An 18,224-nucleotide genomic window follows, 5' to 3' on the forward strand; every position below is an offset into this window, starting at 1 on the left:
TAATTATCAATACAGGAAACTCATTTTATTTTATAAAAAATAAACTCATTAAACCGATGTTGATACCCCACATAACAGCATTAATACCCATCAAAATTAATGTTGTCTCATCCAACTCACCGAGCTTCATATCACTCTCCTTTTTCACGTTTAACTTTATTTAACTTAAATCCTACATGTTGGCAAGTTTTATTATTAGCCGTTACATACAATTTAACTTAGCCGCTCACATATGTACGGTTAAATTGGTTAATAGATTATTTGTGAGCGATTAACTACCCCATAACATTCACACTAGCAGAGCAGATATGGCAGTCTGACCAGTTGAAAAGAATGGAAAATATGATGGTGTAAAATTAAATCAAGCAACACTATGCGATAGTAATCACTAACTATTTTGCTTAATACTCACCACGTTACTTAATTTTTCTCGTTAGTGTTTTTCATTTCACATGTTAAATTTTAATCCTAATTTCCATAGTTAACCTGTGAATTGTGCAACAAGGAAAACCACCTATAACTTGCCTATTTTCTTGTTTTAGAGCTTTCCCGCCTTACGGCGGGATAAATTAACACTCCTTTTGTCCTTCGGACGCATTTTTAAAACCCATCGGGGTAATATCGCGGAATACTTCGTCCTTTTATCCAGATTGCGCCGCTTAATTCGGCGTTTTGTTTTACAGGCATTAATATATTTCGTATTAATTAATGAGAGGGACTTTTACATTGTTTCTTTTTTTAAGAAAACAATGCCCACTTATACACTCTTCGAGTGTGTGGGGTCTACCGACGGTTGCCTGCCGCAGGCTAAAAGCAAAACCAAGTTCAACATCAACCCCGGAGTTTTTCTTACGAAAAACTAAAACCAGCATGGTGAGCGTTAATGTTTATTTGATAGTTTTTATTATATTTAAGGTTATTTATTATATGGCAATATTTCATCTGGAGTTTAAAATTGTGAAACGCTCAGAAGGCATGTCTTCCTGTAGGAAGGCTGCTTACCATAGTAGATCAAGAATAACAGATGACCGCACTGGCAATACCTACGATTTCAGCCACCGTTCTGATTTATTCCATCATCAGATATTAGCCCCTGCTTCCGCACTCTCTTATATTACTGAAAGCTCAACAGCACTATGGAATGAAGTTGAAAGGGTTGAGCGTCAGAAGGATGGTCAAACAGCCCGTTATTTTGATGTTGCTATTCCGTGTGAACTTAGTAATGACGACAAGATAAAATTAGTAGTCGAATACTGTCAGAAGAACTTTGTGGATAAAGGCATGATTGCTGATATCGCTTTCCATGACCTTGATAGTCAAAACCCTCATGCACATGTGATGTTGACATTAAAACCGATCACCGCTGAAGGTTTTGGTAAAAAAGACAGAAGCTGGAATGATAAGAGTAATGTGATCAAATGGCGTGAGTCATGGTCAGTAATTACCAATCACTATCTTGCCGCTGCTGGCAGTAATGAGCGTATTGACCACCGTTCAATTGAGATCCAGCATGATGAAGCGCTTGAGAATGCCACTATAACATTAGACGTTGAAGAAAAAGCATGGTGGATTTCTAAAGCAGCCTTAACCAGCCGCCCGGCTATGCAACGTATTCCCCGTGCTAAATGGAACAGTCAAACAGCGCAAAAACAACGTGCTGCTGAACAGGCTGTTCGTGATGAAATGAAACAGGAAGCTATAGCCACATATGGTGTCTTTAAAGATTTAGATCTACAGATAGTGGTAGACCTCAACAGTTTCACCGTTTCACATCTGCCAGAGCCAGTAGAAATTATCCTGACTGAAACGGGTTCACAGTCGTCATCATCAGAAGGTCAAAAACCTGTTCTGGTTGCCCCTGCACCTCATACACGCACTAAATTGAAAACCTCTCCCTCCTCAACTACCAGAGCGATTAAACGCGCTCCTGTTAAAAGTAAGAGGAAGCAGGATAAGCCACAGAAGGAAAATATTTTTAAACGCTTTACCTTACTGGTAGTAGGATACATAAAAGAAAGGTTTATCTGGGCTAAGAAGAAGCCTGCACCTGTTTCCGTGGATGCGAAACATGATAAGCGTATTGCCGAACACTATGTGTTTGATGAGGTGCAGGGTATCTATGTATCACGCACTGAGCATGAGAGACGAGCAAGGTTAAACAGTGACACTTATAGTCCAACTCCTGATGAGATCAGACGCTTTCCAAGCCGTCCGGTTAAACCAGCACAGTCTGATAGCGATCTTGACTACATACCAACACTCAACCCAGACAGGGAAAAGCCAGCGCCTAAATTGAGGATGTATAAAGATCGCATCAAGTATAAATAATCATTTTTAATAAATAATAGGAGCCATCCTATATACCATTTAAAAATCACAGCACTGTGAAAAGTATTGTACAACCACGTATAAATATCACTTGAAATTGTAAATAATATGATAATAATGGTTTTTTCAACTCTTAATTTGTAAAACATACTACATATAAAAAGGAATTATCAATGAATATAAAAAGAGCTTTCCAATATGGGATACTATTGCTATCACTGATATCTCTATCAGGATGCGTTATCGTTGAAAACATAAAACTACGGCTAGAAGGTTTCGATGTATATCGAAGCTCTGCAAGCGCCCTAGTTTATAAAATGGATAACACTGTGCAATATACCTCACCAATGAGTTATAATGTTACGATAGATCGAAAAGATAGATATGTAAGATATTTGATTGATACCGGAAGTTTCCTAGTCGGATTTCCAATGGTTACTGTTGAAGATTATGATAAAACTATCCAGAAGTTAACAATATTCGAAAGCTGGGCCAATGAGCCTTATGAGCAGAGGATAAAAACTATCACTCAAGTTCAGAATAGTCTTCCAGATAACGATCCAGATATAAAAACCGGAAAAACAGATTTCTACTTATTCATGAATCCTTCCGTAAAAAATAATGAACCTTACCTAGCCTATAACCGAAAAATTGGTTATACAACCAAAGTGAGAATCTTAATGGATAAGGAAAATGTGGGAATAATTATTAATGAGCTGAAAGAATGGAGAGCAAACAGCCTCCTTAAAAATAAATAATATCATAGTTAATCGTGACGCATATTAAGAATATAATGTTCACATGCGTCACAACTTTTATAAAAATAAAATTAAGATAACTACGCGATTCACATAATATAAAATACAAAAACACCTACCTAAGATAAAGACTCAATCTTATTTAAGTAAACCCGCTTGACTGGATTTTATCTAGTTACTAAAAATTTCGCATAATAGTGCTACACTTGGAAGTGTACGATATCTCATCAACTTTGGCTTCGCACGATGAAACATCCATGTCGAAGTTATTTAGAAAAGTAATTTCCACTAATATAGCTCAATGAATCATATCAAATATAAATATATTGATATGAAAATGAAAAAAGCCGAATTTAACCCGGTTTTACATGCTTAGAATAATATAGCCATATAGTTAACTATCTCCTCTATTTATAATTGCATCTCGATAGCGCTGTTGCTCAACAATACTCAGGTTGGGATCAGACAGAACACCCCGCCCCTTCACAGCAATATCGTAATCAATCTGTGATTGCGTCTCATATTCTTTGGTCGGCTTAAAATAATCTGGTTGCGATGCAGATGACGACGCAGAATAACCAGAATATGTTTTACTCCCTGCACAACCAAGATAAGCCAGCAGGCAGGCAAACAGGAAGAACAATGTCCATACTGTATTGTAGCCGTTAATCGTATATCCACTATCATTTCCAATTGAAAACACGCCATGAAACCTAATGGCATAGACAATCAGGAATGATGAGACGATAACAGCCCGACTTTTACCTACACTTAAATACTTACGTATAAATTTTATCGTTGGCACCAGCGTGACCGCAAACAGCCCAATAGCAGTAATAACCAGCCATATCGGGAACAGTTCGTATTTTTGCGTAGTATTTTGCGATAACGTCACCAGCGACAGCACCAAGAAAATGTTAAGCAGGTAAAGCCTGACCGCCATCGATACCTTCACGCTCTTTTGTGTCTTTTTGAGAAAAAGCACCGGTGCCAATGATGGTATGTTCATCAGCAGACCGATGAAAAACGCCCAATAGATAGTGTTCATAGCGTCTTTTCCTGTAATTACCGAGCGGCCCAACCGTTATTGGTCTTCACCAGAACAATTTTGGCCTCTTCTGTTTCAGCCATTCCTTTAACGCCAGAGAACGCATTTTTATCAACCCAGCTCGGAACACCATCAAGTTTCCACGTATAGGTCACTTGCGTGATTTTAGCGCCATTACCTTCGCTGGGTTCAGTCCAGCTTGTAATCTCAGCAACAGCACGATGACCGACACAAGCACCGTCTTCCCGATCCCAAAACTCAACCTCTTGCCCTTTGTCTGTTACTTCCAGAACATCAACACTGCTAAAGTCATTTGCCTGTTGTGAAACAGTGAGAAGCCCCTGTTCAACAAGACCATTCAGGATTTCATCGCTGGCGCTGTATCCAGCAGAACGGTAGCCACGGTTAACCTTAATCGGAAAACCTTTATTGAACGCAAAGTCATTGTTTTGCAGTGAGTAGCACAACTTTGATTTTGAAATTTTCGTGTTGATCGCTTTCTCAAAATCGCCTTTCTCACCACATCCCGTCAGAACAAGAGCTGTGCAAGTAACGAGTAAAATCTTCTTCATCTTCCTATCCATCCTGATAATCAAAAATGCTGTTATGTAGAGGTTGTCTGCTGTGCACCCGTAGTCGTTGAAGCTTGCTCTTACTGGCATAACACGGCAAAACCACCTGATTAACCAATTGATAGGATTCAATTATTTTTAAGAGCCGTCATATCGTTTGTAACGATCAAAAATAAAATAATGATAGGCGTTAACTATCGTTATTTACATATTCGATCGATTAAAGCAATTAAAACACCGATCGAAAAAGCATTATCAATCGATAATATCTATCAATATCAATTTATCGATCCGTATTATCGATCATTTTCTTGCTAGATGAATATTTACTGGATAAAGTGAGCGACAGGACTACAGGATGATTTATACGCAGGTTCAAGCAGGTGGGACTACAGGCCGCAAGACCTGCTACAAAAGCGGTTCTATAGCCTTTACGTTACTGTTATCAATGCAACATCAGGGAAAACAACCATAAGGGATGCCGTTAGCTGATTAGATAAAAAGACTTATAGGCTTCTGAAAAGCGGCTTTCTTCGCCAGCCATTAACACAAATTTATATAGCCAGATTCGATATACCTCTGGCCCCGGCTTCTTTACGCCTGTTTTTACGTTTACTGTTTATATGGAGTTAACATGAAAAAACTGTTTATTGCTGCGTTGGTGATCTTACCTCTTACCGCTTGCACTACTTACGGCAACAAATCCCTGAAAGATGAATCCCAACAAACCGTAAAAACCAAAATCGTTAAGGGGAAAACTACCCAGCAAGATGTTATTAACACATTCGGAGAACCACAAACACGAGCCACCAATGATGGTCAGGAAATGTGGTCTTACTCCAGCATGTCAGGCGAGACTCAGATCTCAAACTACATTCCCGGTCTGGCCCTGCTTAAGAACAGCAGCACGGCGCATATGAACTCCCTTGAGATCTGGTTCAAGGGAAATGTTGTTGATCGATATAATTTCAGCCAGACGGCGAGTAAGGTTTCGCGTGGGTTGTTGGATTAATTTGTCGTTAACGACGCCAGAAAAGCAATAATCGAACCAAATTAATGAGAATGAGGCAGCAAAGAATAAAATATGTAATAAATGAGATACAAATCACATTTCCGTAACGAAATTTACTGTTTTGCTTAAATTTTTACCCCTTGCTCAGAATATAAGAGAGCATATGCAACTATTGAGGAAAATCTCATGACTGATAAAAAAATAGCAGAAGAGCAACTTGTAAATTTCTTTGCATCACCAGCATCGAGTGGTTATCAATATGATGTTAATAAAACAGCCAGCGCCTATGGGGAGACTCGTGAAGGCGTACTTCAGGTACAATTTGGCTTAAAAGGCTTTCCTGATTTTGTTAGACCAAATTATCAGATTATATTTGGTGATAAAAGTAAGATAGCATTTAGAGGAGACACACACAGTAAAGACAATCGTATTTCATCAGAATATAATCCAGATAATCTATCATCTGGATTTGAATACAACGGGAAATACTTTAACAAAGTCAGCTCTAATTTATAAATAGAACCTTACTTTAATCTGTTTGTAAATTAATACACACATCATATATATGGGCGTGAACGCCCATATATAAACCACGATTTATTTCTTTCTACATATATCTATGATATCAAGGAGTGAAATACATTTAGCACCACTCTTCTCTGTGACTAATTTTTTTATTTTTCCCCAATGAGTTCGTATTTCTTCAACAAATAGCTTATTTTCACTGTTTTTGAACTCATAATCCATGACGGAATTTTTTTTGCAACAGATTGCCAGATGACCCGCTTGACCATCACTATAATTAAATTCTATATCATTACCAACACGCATATAAACACCTGAGCAGTATAATCCATCACGCGGCCCATATTTCAGATCTATTAAATATGCATCTTCCGGTAATTCAGGCCAACCTTCATATAAAGGAGGTAATTTATTAGGATATTTTCTTTCTTGCTCTGTGAAACTCTTATCATATTTATGATATGCTTCTCTTGCTTCGTAAGATAACTCCTCACGATACACGACTAAATACACAGGTCTATCAAGGAGTTCTGCTCGGGGTATTTTCGAAAGAGAAAATTTCTTGATCGATGATGAGGTTGATCTCATAGCTCTTTTTTTATTCCATTTTTGCATAGCATCTTCAATATCAACCAAACTTATATAACTTGATTCTTCCCACATATCATCGAACCATTTATTAATATTAGAAATTTGTAGTTCATCTTCTGTTAAGATACCTGCTTCTTCCCACCCGGTCAGTTCATCTCCCTCAAAGTTTAAACCATTTGAAGAACAGTTCGCAGAACCAACAATAGCTTTTTTATCGCCAACAATAACTTTTGCATGCAACCTATCATGTTGTCTCAGTTCATATCCCGAGAGAAGGCTTAAATTCTGAATGACTACTGGGTTAGTTGCCCCGCTTGCCAAATTACAGATTATTTTTACCTTTTTATTTTTTTTGTTAGTGAAAATTGAATCTGCACCATTTCCCCAAAAAGCAACTGCGGCACGAACTTCATTCTCTTCAGACACGATCGATTTTACAGCTTGTAGATATTCAAATGATGAAATAAACACGAATAACTCCTAATTAATCATTGCTGTGCGAAGCAGATTTATATAATTAAAAAACGTTGATTTATTTTACTTATTTTTATAAAAAACAACAGCGATATTAAGCCTATCAACAGCAAGAGATAACGCCTCATGGAGATCTCCCTTCATCTCCTGCTCATACTCACCGTCCCTGAACATGACTACATAGCCATTGGTCAGATCTCGCATGTGGGCAAGGTTTATAGGCTCGATGGCTATTTTGATGTCTGTACCTTTGTATTCGAGCACCGGATAGCCCATGTCGGAGTGAAGCACGATACCACCAAGGGCTTCCACTTCGGATAAAAAGTTATCTTCAGCGATAGCCTCACGTAGATCCTGTAGGCCAAGCGCGTTCATCAGTGCGGATTCATCTGGAGCATTAGCTTTTATCCTGCAGCAATAGTAATAATCATCCAAAACACTAACGGGTGTGTTGGGATACTGGCTGTTGTAGGCTTTGGTTTCTGACATCAGCGATCTTATTGTTTTCTCACTGACTTGACTGAGTTCAGAAATCAATCTCCCATACACATTTACCATTCGTTCCTTATCACAATCATTTGCTGATTCAGACAGGAAGAAAGAATCGTAACCTTTGACATAGATATTATTCCCGTTTTCAAGGATAAGCTTTATTCCGTGTTTATCTTCTTCAATGTCTTTAACCATACAGGTCATAAATGGTACATTTTTGTTAGCGTGAAATAGCGTAATGACTTTAATATTATTCATTCTTTGATTTTCCTTTTTGTTTTATTTTTTTAATACCATATTTATTTCATGAAAATCAAATTTAACTTTTTGACAACAACGTTTCCCGTATTGTTTTAATATTTTTTTGAAAAGATATTTGTCTTACGAGCTAATGTAGTCCCTCTTATGTTTTAGTATTGCACTTATTAAAATCAACATTAGACCACTTTGTATATCCCAAAATAATACCAGCAGTTCCTACTATCAGAAAGGATACTCCTTGGTTAACATTTAATTGATTTAAAACATGTCCCATTGGGGCTAAAATTGTTCCACCGACAAAAACAGCCTTAATCAAGGGGGAAAATATTTTTTTCATACACACTCCTTTTATAAAAATTAATCATCAAGTTATTTATCATAAATACATCACTAATAATGATATCTCAAATTTTTTGTAAAAATGTTTTAAATATCGCAACTATTCCAGTGACAATAATTTAAATAGCTGCCGTTTTAAGCTATAAAATGACATAGAAACTGACTGCAAAGTCAGGAAAGCTCACCGCGCAGTCAGGAATACTGACTATAGAGTCAGAAACACTGACCGTACAGTCAGTCGCATACTTTCGTCCTAAGCCTTATACCGCAAGGGTTACAGGCCGATTTTTCCTTAATTTAATTTTACAAGAAGTAAGAGATAATACTCAAGAGGATTAAAATAAACTGGGCGATTTTTATGATCGCCATATGGGGTTTCAACATTAAATATTATTAGTCATTTATGAGTGAAATTTGCATTTTTTATTGCGAGGCTTTCCTTTATATTTCACTAAAACTCTTTTTTGAAAATCAACACCATCTATGAGCTAACGCTCATGTGCTGCCGAAAACGATGAACCTGTTTTCATGAGCACGGCTACGCCCTAACACTGAAATATGTATTTTTATCTTGATGAAGTACGTTTTTAGTATTGATAGCAAAAAGAGGAAAGATCTTTTTCAGATCGTTTAATCATAAAAATAAAATTGATCTTATTTTTTGAACACAGAATTACCGCGATAACATATAGCATTTGCTCTTAAACGTATAGGAAAACTATATTCAGAGAAGCAGCACTGAGTGATTGACCAAAACAATCACATTGCTGAAACAGGGTTCACCCCTGTTAATAATGGATTTATCCATAAAGAATTGCGGCGATAGCCGATAAAGCAGAAATAGTATAATTAATCTTACGACTTCATGTACGGTTTAGTTTTTAAGATATTATATATACCAGATTTACTTTATACTTAATTAAAATTTCATATTGAAAAACAAATCCTTTCTTATGAGCTTTCGCTCATGGCTTCGCCCTTTGTTGGTATATTAATTAGAAATTCATCAAAGCTATAGCATTTGCTCTTAAACGCATAGGAAAACTATAACCCCAACAGCAGCGCTTAGTGATTGTCCAAAACAATCACATCGCTGAAACAGGGTTCATCCCTGTTAATGATGGATTTATCCATAAAGAATTGCGGCGATAGCCGCCAGTAAAATAAAAGGAAAACAATTACACTATTCCTAAAACGCCAGCAGCGCCTCGTGATTGTATGAAACAATCACTTCGCTGAAAATAAGCATCAAGAAAGCCACATATTCCCATGTAAAACACCCTGCACATAAGGCAAAAGGAAAACTGGACTCTCTTAACTTCTTACTAATTATTTAATTATAAGCACTATCCCAACCCAATAGAATCAAGGCTTCACAACTTTTTTTGCTATGTTCGAACATAGCAAACTCCTATGTGCGCACATAGATCCGTCCTATGTTCGAACATAGCAAGATCTATGTTTGAACATAGGTTTTTTAACATATAACAATAGCATAATAATAAAAGTCCTATTTTATTTATAGTTTAACTATTGACTTTTATTTTTCTGCATAGTATTAAAAATACAGAATAAAAACTATAAGAGAGAATAATATGAATACTAATGACACTGAACTACTTCGCTTATTTGAAACATTAACCACTGAACAAAAGATTGATATCGCAAGACACTTATTGCAAAACAAAGATATAAAATCAACTACTGTTATTGCAACAGAAGAAGATAAAGCAATCTCATTTGCACAGCCTTATGTTTTTGCTTTTACATCTAACTTTCGTGTTTTTTCTGATCTTGATATATCTAAAAATGAATTCCGTGTATTAACTTACATCTTAGAATACATGGAGTTCGGAAACCTTATCAATCTGTCTCAATCATCACTCTGCAAAGCATTGAATATTGCATCCGGTAATATGTCAAACATATTCAAAAAACTAAAACAGAAAGGAATACTCGTTGAGCATCATGGACACCTGTATATTAACTCGAATATTTTCGCCAAGGGTATGAGCCATCAACTTGATGAGAAACGTAAAGAGCATTTAAGTAATGCCAGAGGTCTTCATGCGGAGCTCGAACAATATCCAGAAAACTATACTGATTACTCAAAGCAAGAAAGACGAAACCTAGCTTTAGAAACAGAAACGAAAGAGATCTATACGGATGCCTTTATTTTTAGTAAGAAGAAAAAGAATAATGCTGTTCCTAATGCTAAAAATAGTCTCAAGATCGATAAACCTCGAAAGGTATACAAACGAACGAAAGAAAATGAAGCGGCAAGAAAAGTCATGACCAGCTTTGAAAACCATTTAAAAATCGTTTCCTAAATAAGAAATCATAGATATTAATAACCAAGATAATATATTATTGACATACACTATATTAAAATAATCTGACAGAAACCAGTAAAATATTAGATAGCTGCCAGATTATTAATATATCAAATCATATAACCAAATTACGCTTGATTTTTAAGGCTCTATTTTTTCAATAGAAGTAATATGGGCCTCACCACTTAACGGTTTATAAATACGTACCAGCGTCATATTTAGTTGTGCGTTGGGAAATGCACCAATAGCCTTGGATAAAAAAGAATAATTTGTCCCGGATACTATTTGGGTCGCCACAAATATAGGCGTGTATTTCATGCCAACCAACCCATTCAATACTGATTCAAAGAACGACTTATCTGCATTGTCAACATCACGAAAAGCACTCCAACCACCAACAGTATTATTTGACATAAATCACCTCATATAATTAGCTGGATAATAGTTTCTTATGGGATGTATCATATTCCACTGCAAATAGCGGTTATGAGTATAAGAAGTGTACTGGTTTTTTACAAGAGGATTCTAGTGAAAAAATAGTAGTGATGTATCTTATATTATTATGTATACGATATGCTAGCCAACATGAATAACACTTATATTATAAAGCGACATAATACCCCTTGCTTTACTCAAAACAAAGTCACTTATTTATTACCCGATTAATTTGACACTTTCTCTATATACCTTAACATATAAATATAACAAAAATTATTAACGAGGTATTTATGAGAAATGTAAAATTAGATAACAGCGATTTATTAGCATATTTTGATACTGTTCAAAAGCTTAAAAAACAACCATCAATGGACGAGTATAGAAAAGAATATTTCAGACTGCGTGAAGATGACTCTGTGCCACAATATAAACTAAGAGAATATTACTCAGCCCATACGGAACTACGCAGGTTGGATAGAAAGAGAAAATCTCTTATGGATTTTTTTATTGAAGAACTTAATCCTATCAGTTTTTCAACAGCTAACACATCTGCAAAATCATCAGGGGATCTTGATAAATTTTATGAGAGTAGGCTTTATGGGAAAGCAATTGTAGAAAAAAGTGATGAAGAAATTGTATCCCTAATTATAAAACAGCGCACAGAGGCAGCACTTGAGTTTCAACGTTCTGTTGAGCAGAGCCTTGAACAGCTTTCCAGTATCTCATCAGATCTTGGGACATTGAATACAAAACGCAGGAAAATGGCTATTTAAATTGTATTATGTATTCAGCCCGAATAATTTTTTAAATGCCATTTTCCCACTGGCAGTAATAGTTACTTCTCTGAACCCCGGTATTCTGGTTAGCCACCCTTTTTGCTCACAATGCGTAAAAAAAGCAGCGCCGGCCTCGCCACCAAGATGAAATCGCCGTTCACTCCAGTCAAGGCAGCCACAGCACGTTTTACGTCGTGTCTTTGGCTTGGACATAATACCTAACTCTCGGAACTGTTCTTGTCCTGATGGCGTCATTGACGCGCCATCTGACGTAACCCAACCTTCAGCAATCATAAAATCATAGATATGAACCGAGATCTCACCGGCTAAATGGTCATAACACGTCCGGGCAACCCGTAATGATGAAGGTGTGTTTATTTTAGCTGATGATGTTGAGCGCCATGACACGCCCATCATGTTTTCAATCAGTCCGGCAATGTCTGTTCCTGCCAGACGGTAATAACGATGACGTCCCTGAGAAAGACAGGTAATCAATCCCTCACTGACCAACCGTGACAGATGTGCACTGGCAGTTGATGCCGCGATATCAGCGACCACACTTAACTCTGTTGCCGTCCACGCACGTCCATCCATCAACGCGCAAAGCATTTTTACACGGGAAGGATCGGATATGGCAGCCGCCAGAGCTGCCATTGAATGTTCCAGAGCATCACCCCTATCTGTTAACTTAGCGTATTTTAACATATTACTCAGGCACGACAGCCCATTTCTCCGTTGTTTTACTGGCAACTCTATCATTATCAGTCACAAGGATCAGCTGGTTTGCATGGTCGCTATATTGGCACAGGATATTAATCCCCTTCTCAGCCAGTGTTGCCGCAATTTCTCCTAACTCACCGGGGCGCTCTTGCTTAAGTTTTCGGATCAGTGGCCTGCATACACTTTCAACCTGAAATCCTGCGTTTTCCAGCACGGCTTTGGCAGCATCCCCCTTCTCAACAAGAAAATGCGCATGTGCTTTGTCTCCAATGGTAAATACGCCACCACCCTCAAGGCCAATACCATTTTGACCTAATACCGCCCCCAGTGCAGCCAGTTCGCCCGGCGTATTCTTTAAAACAACATGGATGTCATACATCGGTCTGACCTCTGGTTTCTGATGAATAGTCTCTGAGTGCATGGGCAATACGGATTCGATAAAAAGAGAAGATAGATTTTTGTCCTTCCGCCTGAGCCGCCTTATGCAAAACGTTTTGTTTCCATAGCAATATGGCCTCTTCATCCCTCCACCAAGACAATGACAATATCTTTTCCGATGTTGTCAGACTCTGGAAACGCTCGATAGAAATAAAACCATCAATATCGGCTAATAGCGGTTTCAATTCAGCAGCAAGCTGGAGATAACGCACTTGTTGTGTGGGAACAACATCTGCTTCAAAAAGCACTGCGATCACATTCCTACCCTCTATGTATTAGACACGGGTATGACTGTACCGTGTTCAGTGCTGAACACTTCGATGGAGGGCGAAATATGGATGTCATCAGCAATAGCACCTGTGGCAATGACTGGTATCAGTGATAAAGGTCTTCAGGTGATACACGATCACACCCCATTTTCTCAAGCAACAGTTGTAATCTCTTGGCCCTCAATTTCTGGGCCTTTTTCTCACCAATCTCCTGATAGTATTCTTCCCGTCGCTCCGCTACCACTTTACGGAACTTCTTCAAAAGCTGGTTCAGTGTTTTGATGTCAGTAGTAGCGGCTTCAGCTTGGATGTTTCTATACATAAACATAACGTGGAATTCATCAATCATATTAAACCTCATAGTGTTATCATTGATTTTATTTCCCTCTTACGAGGGAATACTCATTACATCTGAATAATCAAACAACTGTCACTTTCAGCTTCCAATAAACAGGGTCTTGATTTTCATCCTGATTAATATTTTTAAACACGAGTTCAATGATATGCTCAAGATGCCAATGTAAGATTTCATCCTTTAAATCATTTTTATTGATACCAGACGCATCATTTTTAATAGAGTATTTCATTATCTCACGAGTTATAATCACATCATAAATAACTTCTGAAAGTTCACCCCAACTCATAATATGGATTGCTGTTTCAGGATCACTTTCATGAATATTATATATCTCATCACAGAATCCTTGTAAGATGTTAGCAACAAGAACATTTTTTGTTTTATCATAGCTATTCAATACAATCTCTTTCATTTTCTCACCCTTACTTTTCAGTTAATAGTCAGTAAAACATTAGTTGTTATAGCCGATATTTGTGATGACACAGCTATACTCTAGCCATAAATCATCTACTAGCTCGTTATTAATAAATCGATTTAACTCCTCAAGTATATTCTTATCATCAATGATTTCTTCTACTGAATATCCAGTAATAGCAACAAATATTTCAAAACGCTCTTGAATAGTATTCATTACTTCTGGAGGTCCATCACACAACACGCTTACAACTACAGACATTTTATTTGTCATAGAACTTTGTTCGTTGTTGTTTACCATTTTTACTTTCCTTTTATATATTTTGTTAGCCCCTTACGGGGCAGGATTATTTTTACTTTCTAAAGTTTTCTGAATATTCGACTAACATGGCAGCGACCAGTTCAAAGTTAACTTGATTAATGTCACCACTATTACCTTCTTGGGCAGTGAATCTTTCAAAGTTGTTCTGGATATGGTCTATCACATGGATAATAAATGGACTCATAAAATCCGGGGCATCCAAATAATCATTGGCGTCACCATCACCATTAACTTCCATAAACATATTCCAGCTTGCGGCAAACGATCTACAAGCAAGCTCATAGAACAGTTCGGTTGATTTATTAATGCTTATTTTTTCTTTAGACATATTTATATCCTCATAGTTAAATGCTTATTTAAATTCATTGTGTTTTTTATTAGCCCCTTTCGGGGCCGAATACGCTGTTGTTAGCTCATACCAAAAAGCAATGCCTTTATATGGACACTTTTCATTTCCAATATAACTTTATCCATATCAACATAAATCAGTCTCTCTCTCTTACCCGCTTCTTCCATATGTCCATCAAAACGCTTAGCCAGATAATCTTTAACATGTGAAAGATACGATTCCGTTCTATTATTATCTAACATAATAGATGCGACTAACTCATGATCTCCTTGATCTTTATATATCAGCATTCCAGCCACATAAAGATACTTTGTCATAGCATAAAATGTTTTTGTGGATAACTCTTTGATACTTTCCATTTCTTGATTATTCATTTTATTTCCTCTTGTTGTTATTAAACTATTTGTTATTCAGATACAGGACGTGAATCAGAAATTATTTTCTCAATCCATGTATCAATCTCACTTTCTATAAAGGCAATAGACCTTAAACCCGTTTTAACCTGCGATGGAAAGCGTCCGGCTTTAATAAGCGTATAAATCCATGTCTTTCCAAATCCGGTTCTTCTAATCACTTCTGGTAAACGGATAAGGCGTTGTTTTTTGTTTACTACGATTTGAACCATATTTATCTCCTATTTTTTACGTAATATTTCAATATTTCGTTTTTCAGTATGTGATTTGATGGAAATAATTGTATGGATATCGCTTGTAAAAAACGAGGTTGGTTCACCAGCCCCGAACAGAGGGGAAGTTCAGGACCAGTGAATTTCGGGGATTTTTATGAGGGGTGAATGCCGGGGACGTTCAGGCTTAGCGACTGTCCCTTGTTTTCTTCTTGTCTTCAGGTTTGTCATTCATGCCGATGACAGCAAGGATATCTGAACTCTTCACATGCATGTTTTTTATGAAAAAGTCATTTAACGACTTGAAATAATTATCATTGTTCAAAAAATCATAGGCTAGAGGGTAATCCGTATCTTTGATTTGCTCACTACCTCTGGCATAACGCATATCGGTATGCAGGATACCAGCCAGCACAGGATAAGGGATTTTCTGATTGTTGAGCTGTTCCCAACCAATGAGATCCATCAAAGGGATGATCTTGTAATCGAGTATCTTTTGGAATGTTTTATGACCAAAACGGAAGTCTTTTTCCGGTGGCTTGGGCGCTTTGAGGTGCTTCTGCCACTGAGTGATAAGCACTTTTAGGTGTTCTGCCAGATCGTCACTGCTGGCTTCATCCAGATCAATTTCAATCAGCATCTTATTGGTAGGGTTCAGCCCTCCCTGTTTCAGGTATTCAGATATGTATTCTGAACTCACTGAAACATCATCTTTCTGATCAGAGTTTTCCAGCCGATACATAGCTCGCCCATAGTTGAACAACGAATTCCTTGTCATTGGCCTGACTGCATAGCTATGGGCCAGCATATGACTGTCAGAGACCCATTTAGTCTCATGTATGACCTTACCAGAACGGATTTGTGCATCATGGTAGATCGCCAGCATTTGGTTCTCTTCGCCTGCAGTTTCCCACTGCTGCCTTGCTTTATAGGCAAATATCCGTCTTTCAAGCTCAGCATAAATCTGTTCTAGCGTTAAATCTTTCAGCACATCGTAACGGCTTACATCAAACCACTCACTTAGAGCTTCTACGATCTCCGCTTTAGGCATCTTTTTTGTCATTGTTTTCTCTATAAATGTTGATTTTGAGTTTTGATAAAGCTATCTCATTCAACAGCATAGAGAAAGTGAAAAAAGATGTCAGGCTTCCCAAGATGGGGGCATTGAAGAATTGAATGTAACTTGGTATCCTCCTTGGACATTACTTGACCAATGCTAAAAAATCACTTGCTCATTCAGACCTTCAAGAAGTTTGCCATGACCTAAACGGTTCTTTTGCTAAGTGCCAGAGTGGGCATTGCTTGCATTGCAATGTGCTGGTAACGAGGAGTCGATCAACTCACTTGTTATGATTCAATTTGTATTAGGTTAATAAGGAACATATTATAACCATAAATTTGATTGAGATCATGTTTTTAATTAGAAGTTGGCTTTTTACTCTTGATAATGTCTCTTATGGAAGCATATGTAATTAATGACCTCAACAAGGAAATTACATGAGCACAGCAACTGACTTTAAGACCCTTCTCGATAATATAAAAATAGATAATGCAGGTCAGATTAGTAAAAGATATGGTCGTATAACTAAGGTCCTGAACCAATATTTTTATGACATAGACTCTAAGACAGCCAATTCACTACAGGTTGGTTCCTATGGACGTTTCACAGGGATTCGGGGGATCTCTGATCTTGATATGCTTTACTTTCTTCCTGCAACTGAATGGCCAAGATTCCGAGATAAGCAATCGTATTTATTACAGGTTGTGAAAACAGAAATTAAGAAAGCTTACAAAAACACAGATATTCGCGGCGATGGGCAAGTTGTTGTTGTTAAATTTAAAAATCAAGAGGTTGAGATAGTTCCAGTATTCTGTAATGAAGATGGTTCTTTTAAATACCCAGATACACATGATGGTGGCTCGTGGAAGATATGTAATCCTAGGGCCGAAATGTCATCCTTTAGGATACTAAATGATGATAGAAAGGGGCATCTGAGACGTCTATCTAAAATGGTTCGAGCATGGAAGACTCGTCATGAAGTTGAGATAAGTGGATTCCTAATTGATACACTGTGTTATAAATTTTTTTCTAATCTATCTGAATATAACGACAAGAGCTTTAAAAGTTATGATCAACTCTCGCTTGATTTTTTCACTTTCTTAGAGAATGAAGGTGATAGAGCATTTTATTATGCTCCCGGTAGTCACTCAAAAGTGATCGTAAAGAAATCGTTTAATAAAGTGGCAAAATTAACAAGGGAATATTGTGAAGAAGCTTTATCTGCTACTAGTGAAAACTCTAGGAGAGTAGCTTGGAAGAAAATTTTCGGCAGACCATTTCCTAATTCTACGACTAAATCTCTCAGCGCTGTCAATGTATCTGAACAGTATATTGAAGATCAATATGAGCTGAATTTATATGGTCATGTTTCTATCGAATGCGAGATTAGAAAGAATAATTTATTGGAAGCTCTTCTTTCAAATCTTCTTGGTGAAGGACATGATATTAGTACAAATCGAAAGTTAAGATTCTATGTGGATGAGATAAATAATATACCTCACCCATATAAAATTAAATGGAAAATAAAAAATATAGGTGATGAAGCAGAGCGCCGTGGAAATTTTAGAGGTGAAATTTTAGATGATGAAGGCTATTCTGAACGTTTCGAGACCGCGGACTTCTCTGGACCTCATTTTGTTGAGTGTTATGTTATTCACGGCAATCAAGTTGTAGCAAGAGATAAAATTGACGTACCTATACATAATTAGTCCCACTTTATGT

Annotated in this window: 23 protein-coding genes; 7 read left to right on the forward strand and 16 right to left on the reverse strand. The window is 37.2% G+C overall.

All coding sequences use genetic code 11. From position 1 onward, the window contains the following. Nucleotides 1-927 precede the first annotated feature (927 nt). Both mobQ and A8F97_RS10040 read left to right on the forward strand, forming a co-directional pair. Nucleotides 928-2,328, forward strand: coding sequence for a MobQ family relaxase (gene mobQ / locus A8F97_RS10035; protein ID WP_033071996.1), 1,401 nt, complete (start codon nt 928-930; stop codon nt 2,326-2,328). Nucleotides 2,329-2,501: 173 nt separating this feature from the next. Then, a complete protein-coding gene (locus A8F97_RS10040) occupies nt 2,502-3,086 on the forward strand; it encodes a hypothetical protein (protein ID WP_033071289.1) in 585 nt (194 codons plus the stop codon). 394 nt (nt 3,087-3,480) lie between these two features. Here A8F97_RS10040 and A8F97_RS10045 read toward each other — a convergent pair whose 3' ends face one another. Together A8F97_RS10045 and A8F97_RS10050 are read right to left on the reverse strand one after the other, a co-directional pair. After that, nucleotides 3,481-4,134, reverse strand: coding sequence for a hypothetical protein (locus A8F97_RS10045; RefSeq protein WP_033071288.1), 654 nt, complete (start codon nt 4,132-4,134; stop codon nt 3,481-3,483). Nucleotides 4,135-4,151: 17 nt separating this feature from the next. Then, on the reverse strand, nt 4,152-4,706 hold the full coding sequence (locus tag A8F97_RS10050; RefSeq protein ID WP_033071287.1) for a membrane lipoprotein lipid attachment site-containing protein: 555 nt from the start codon (nt 4,704-4,706) through the stop codon (nt 4,152-4,154). 634 nt (nt 4,707-5,340) lie between these two features. Between A8F97_RS10050 and A8F97_RS10055 the strand changes: the two genes are divergently transcribed. Together A8F97_RS10055 and A8F97_RS10060 are read left to right on the forward strand one after the other, a co-directional pair. Further along, entirely contained in the window at nt 5,341-5,718 is a 378-nt protein-coding gene (locus A8F97_RS10055) for a hypothetical protein (protein WP_033071286.1), read from the forward strand. A gap of 186 nt (nt 5,719-5,904) precedes the next feature. Further along, nucleotides 5,905-6,234 carry a hypothetical protein gene (locus tag A8F97_RS10060; protein ID WP_033071285.1) on the forward strand — a complete coding sequence of 110 codons (330 nt, stop codon included), beginning with the start codon at nt 5,905-5,907 and terminating at the stop codon, nt 6,232-6,234. An 81-nt stretch (nt 6,235-6,315) separates the two neighbouring features. On the opposite strand, the gene A8F97_RS10065 is transcribed toward A8F97_RS10060, so the two are convergent. The 3 genes from A8F97_RS10065 to A8F97_RS10075 all read right to left on the reverse strand — a co-directional run bounded on the left by A8F97_RS10065 (nt 6,316) and on the right by A8F97_RS10075 (nt 8,398). After that, entirely contained in the window at nt 6,316-7,305 is a 990-nt protein-coding gene (locus tag A8F97_RS10065; RefSeq protein WP_050512645.1) for a phospholipase D family protein, read from the reverse strand. 66 nt (nt 7,306-7,371) lie between these two features. Beyond that, the gene (locus A8F97_RS10070; RefSeq protein ID WP_033071284.1) at nt 7,372-8,058 is read right to left on the reverse strand and encodes a hypothetical protein; all 687 of its coding nucleotides are present in this window, start codon (nt 8,056-8,058) and stop codon (nt 7,372-7,374) included. Nucleotides 8,059-8,203: 145 nt separating this feature from the next. Then, nucleotides 8,204-8,398, reverse strand: a complete 195-nt coding sequence (locus A8F97_RS10075; RefSeq protein WP_033071283.1) for a hypothetical protein — start codon at nt 8,396-8,398, stop codon at nt 8,204-8,206. 1,597 nt (nt 8,399-9,995) lie between these two features. Here A8F97_RS10075 and A8F97_RS10080 point away from each other — a divergent pair. Continuing rightward, nucleotides 9,996-10,730: a helix-turn-helix domain-containing protein gene (locus A8F97_RS10080; protein ID WP_033071282.1), complete on the forward strand. Its 735-nt coding sequence runs from the start codon at nt 9,996-9,998 to the stop codon at nt 10,728-10,730. Between the two features lie 144 nt (nt 10,731-10,874). On the opposite strand, the gene A8F97_RS10085 is transcribed toward A8F97_RS10080, so the two are convergent. Continuing rightward, nucleotides 10,875-11,147 carry a hypothetical protein gene (locus A8F97_RS10085; RefSeq protein ID WP_033071281.1) on the reverse strand — a complete coding sequence of 91 codons (273 nt, stop codon included), beginning with the start codon at nt 11,145-11,147 and terminating at the stop codon, nt 10,875-10,877. A gap of 314 nt (nt 11,148-11,461) precedes the next feature. Here A8F97_RS10085 and A8F97_RS10090 point away from each other — a divergent pair, with 314 nt between their 5' ends. Next, entirely contained in the window at nt 11,462-11,944 is a 483-nt protein-coding gene (locus A8F97_RS10090) for a DUF4756 family protein (protein WP_033071280.1), read from the forward strand. A gap of 6 nt (nt 11,945-11,950) precedes the next feature. On the opposite strand, the gene A8F97_RS10095 is transcribed toward A8F97_RS10090, so the two are convergent. From A8F97_RS10095 to A8F97_RS10140, 10 genes are all read right to left on the reverse strand, one after another. Beyond that, nucleotides 11,951-12,652 carry an ArsR/SmtB family transcription factor gene (locus A8F97_RS10095; RefSeq protein ID WP_033071279.1) on the reverse strand — a complete coding sequence of 234 codons (702 nt, stop codon included), beginning with the start codon at nt 12,650-12,652 and terminating at the stop codon, nt 11,951-11,953. A 1-nt stretch (nt 12,653) separates the two neighbouring features. Further along, on the reverse strand, nt 12,654-13,046 hold the full coding sequence (locus A8F97_RS10100; RefSeq protein ID WP_033071278.1) for an amino acid-binding protein: 393 nt from the start codon (nt 13,044-13,046) through the stop codon (nt 12,654-12,656). Beyond that, nucleotides 13,039-13,362: an antibiotic biosynthesis monooxygenase family protein gene (locus A8F97_RS10105; RefSeq protein WP_033071277.1), complete on the reverse strand. Its 324-nt coding sequence runs from the start codon at nt 13,360-13,362 to the stop codon at nt 13,039-13,041. The genes A8F97_RS10100 and A8F97_RS10105 overlap by 8 nt, the downstream gene beginning before the upstream one ends. A gap of 118 nt (nt 13,363-13,480) precedes the next feature. Next, nucleotides 13,481-13,723: an H-NS family histone-like protein gene (locus A8F97_RS10110; RefSeq protein WP_033071994.1), complete on the reverse strand. Its 243-nt coding sequence runs from the start codon at nt 13,721-13,723 to the stop codon at nt 13,481-13,483. A gap of 70 nt (nt 13,724-13,793) precedes the next feature. Beyond that, complete coding sequence (locus tag A8F97_RS10115; protein ID WP_033071276.1) at nt 13,794-14,144, reverse strand: hypothetical protein; 351 nt, start codon at nt 14,142-14,144, stop codon at nt 13,794-13,796. A 39-nt stretch (nt 14,145-14,183) separates the two neighbouring features. Further along, nucleotides 14,184-14,420 (reverse strand): hypothetical protein, encoded by a 237-nt coding sequence (locus A8F97_RS10120; protein WP_033071993.1) that lies wholly within the window; start codon nt 14,418-14,420, stop codon nt 14,184-14,186. Between the two features lie 79 nt (nt 14,421-14,499). Further along, a complete protein-coding gene (locus A8F97_RS10125; protein WP_033071275.1) occupies nt 14,500-14,796 on the reverse strand; it encodes a hypothetical protein in 297 nt (98 codons plus the stop codon). Between the two features lie 80 nt (nt 14,797-14,876). Beyond that, a complete protein-coding gene (locus A8F97_RS10130; protein WP_033071274.1) occupies nt 14,877-15,191 on the reverse strand; it encodes a hypothetical protein in 315 nt (104 codons plus the stop codon). A 32-nt stretch (nt 15,192-15,223) separates the two neighbouring features. Next, a complete protein-coding gene (locus tag A8F97_RS10135; RefSeq protein ID WP_033071273.1) occupies nt 15,224-15,442 on the reverse strand; it encodes a helix-turn-helix transcriptional regulator in 219 nt (72 codons plus the stop codon). 187 nt (nt 15,443-15,629) lie between these two features. After that, nucleotides 15,630-16,505 (reverse strand): DUF6387 family protein, encoded by an 876-nt coding sequence (locus A8F97_RS10140; protein ID WP_033071272.1) that lies wholly within the window; start codon nt 16,503-16,505, stop codon nt 15,630-15,632. A 434-nt stretch (nt 16,506-16,939) separates the two neighbouring features. Here A8F97_RS10140 and A8F97_RS10145 point away from each other — a divergent pair, with 434 nt between their 5' ends. Continuing rightward, nucleotides 16,940-18,211 carry an SMODS domain-containing nucleotidyltransferase gene (locus A8F97_RS10145; protein WP_033071271.1) on the forward strand — a complete coding sequence of 424 codons (1,272 nt, stop codon included), beginning with the start codon at nt 16,940-16,942 and terminating at the stop codon, nt 18,209-18,211. Nucleotides 18,212-18,224: the final 13 nt, after the last annotated feature.

It is taken from the genome of Pectobacterium parmentieri, assembly GCF_001742145.1.
GTDB lineage: Bacteria > Pseudomonadota > Gammaproteobacteria > Enterobacterales > Enterobacteriaceae > Pectobacterium > Pectobacterium parmentieri.

Coding starts and splice junctions, on each gene's coding strand:
- mobQ (WP_033071996.1), top strand. CDS start 928: ATGGCAATATTTCATCTGGAGTTTAAAATTGTGAAACGCTCAGAAGGC.
- A8F97_RS10040 (WP_033071289.1), top strand. CDS start 2,502: ATGAATATAAAAAGAGCTTTCCAATATGGGATACTATTGCTATCACTG.
- A8F97_RS10045 (WP_033071288.1), bottom strand. CDS start 4,134: ATGAACACTATCTATTGGGCGTTTTTCATCGGTCTGCTGATGAACATA.
- A8F97_RS10050 (WP_033071287.1), bottom strand. CDS start 4,706: ATGAAGAAGATTTTACTCGTTACTTGCACAGCTCTTGTTCTGACGGGA.
- A8F97_RS10055 (WP_033071286.1), top strand. CDS start 5,341: ATGAAAAAACTGTTTATTGCTGCGTTGGTGATCTTACCTCTTACCGCT.
- A8F97_RS10060 (WP_033071285.1), top strand. CDS start 5,905: ATGACTGATAAAAAAATAGCAGAAGAGCAACTTGTAAATTTCTTTGCA.
- A8F97_RS10070 (WP_033071284.1), bottom strand. CDS start 8,058: ATGAATAATATTAAAGTCATTACGCTATTTCACGCTAACAAAAATGTA.
- A8F97_RS10075 (WP_033071283.1), bottom strand. CDS start 8,398: ATGAAAAAAATATTTTCCCCCTTGATTAAGGCTGTTTTTGTCGGTGGA.
- A8F97_RS10080 (WP_033071282.1), top strand. CDS start 9,996: ATGAATACTAATGACACTGAACTACTTCGCTTATTTGAAACATTAACC.
- A8F97_RS10085 (WP_033071281.1), bottom strand. CDS start 11,147: ATGTCAAATAATACTGTTGGTGGTTGGAGTGCTTTTCGTGATGTTGAC.
- A8F97_RS10090 (WP_033071280.1), top strand. CDS start 11,462: ATGAGAAATGTAAAATTAGATAACAGCGATTTATTAGCATATTTTGAT.
- A8F97_RS10095 (WP_033071279.1), bottom strand. CDS start 12,652: ATGTTAAAATACGCTAAGTTAACAGATAGGGGTGATGCTCTGGAACAT.
- A8F97_RS10100 (WP_033071278.1), bottom strand. CDS start 13,046: ATGTATGACATCCATGTTGTTTTAAAGAATACGCCGGGCGAACTGGCT.
- A8F97_RS10110 (WP_033071994.1), bottom strand. CDS start 13,723: ATGATTGATGAATTCCACGTTATGTTTATGTATAGAAACATCCAAGCT.
- A8F97_RS10115 (WP_033071276.1), bottom strand. CDS start 14,144: ATGAAAGAGATTGTATTGAATAGCTATGATAAAACAAAAAATGTTCTT.
- A8F97_RS10120 (WP_033071993.1), bottom strand. CDS start 14,420: ATGACAAATAAAATGTCTGTAGTTGTAAGCGTGTTGTGTGATGGACCT.
- A8F97_RS10125 (WP_033071275.1), bottom strand. CDS start 14,796: ATGTCTAAAGAAAAAATAAGCATTAATAAATCAACCGAACTGTTCTAT.
- A8F97_RS10130 (WP_033071274.1), bottom strand. CDS start 15,191: ATGAATAATCAAGAAATGGAAAGTATCAAAGAGTTATCCACAAAAACA.
- A8F97_RS10135 (WP_033071273.1), bottom strand. CDS start 15,442: ATGGTTCAAATCGTAGTAAACAAAAAACAACGCCTTATCCGTTTACCA.
- A8F97_RS10140 (WP_033071272.1), bottom strand. CDS start 16,505: ATGACAAAAAAGATGCCTAAAGCGGAGATCGTAGAAGCTCTAAGTGAG.
- A8F97_RS10145 (WP_033071271.1), top strand. CDS start 16,940: ATGAGCACAGCAACTGACTTTAAGACCCTTCTCGATAATATAAAAATA.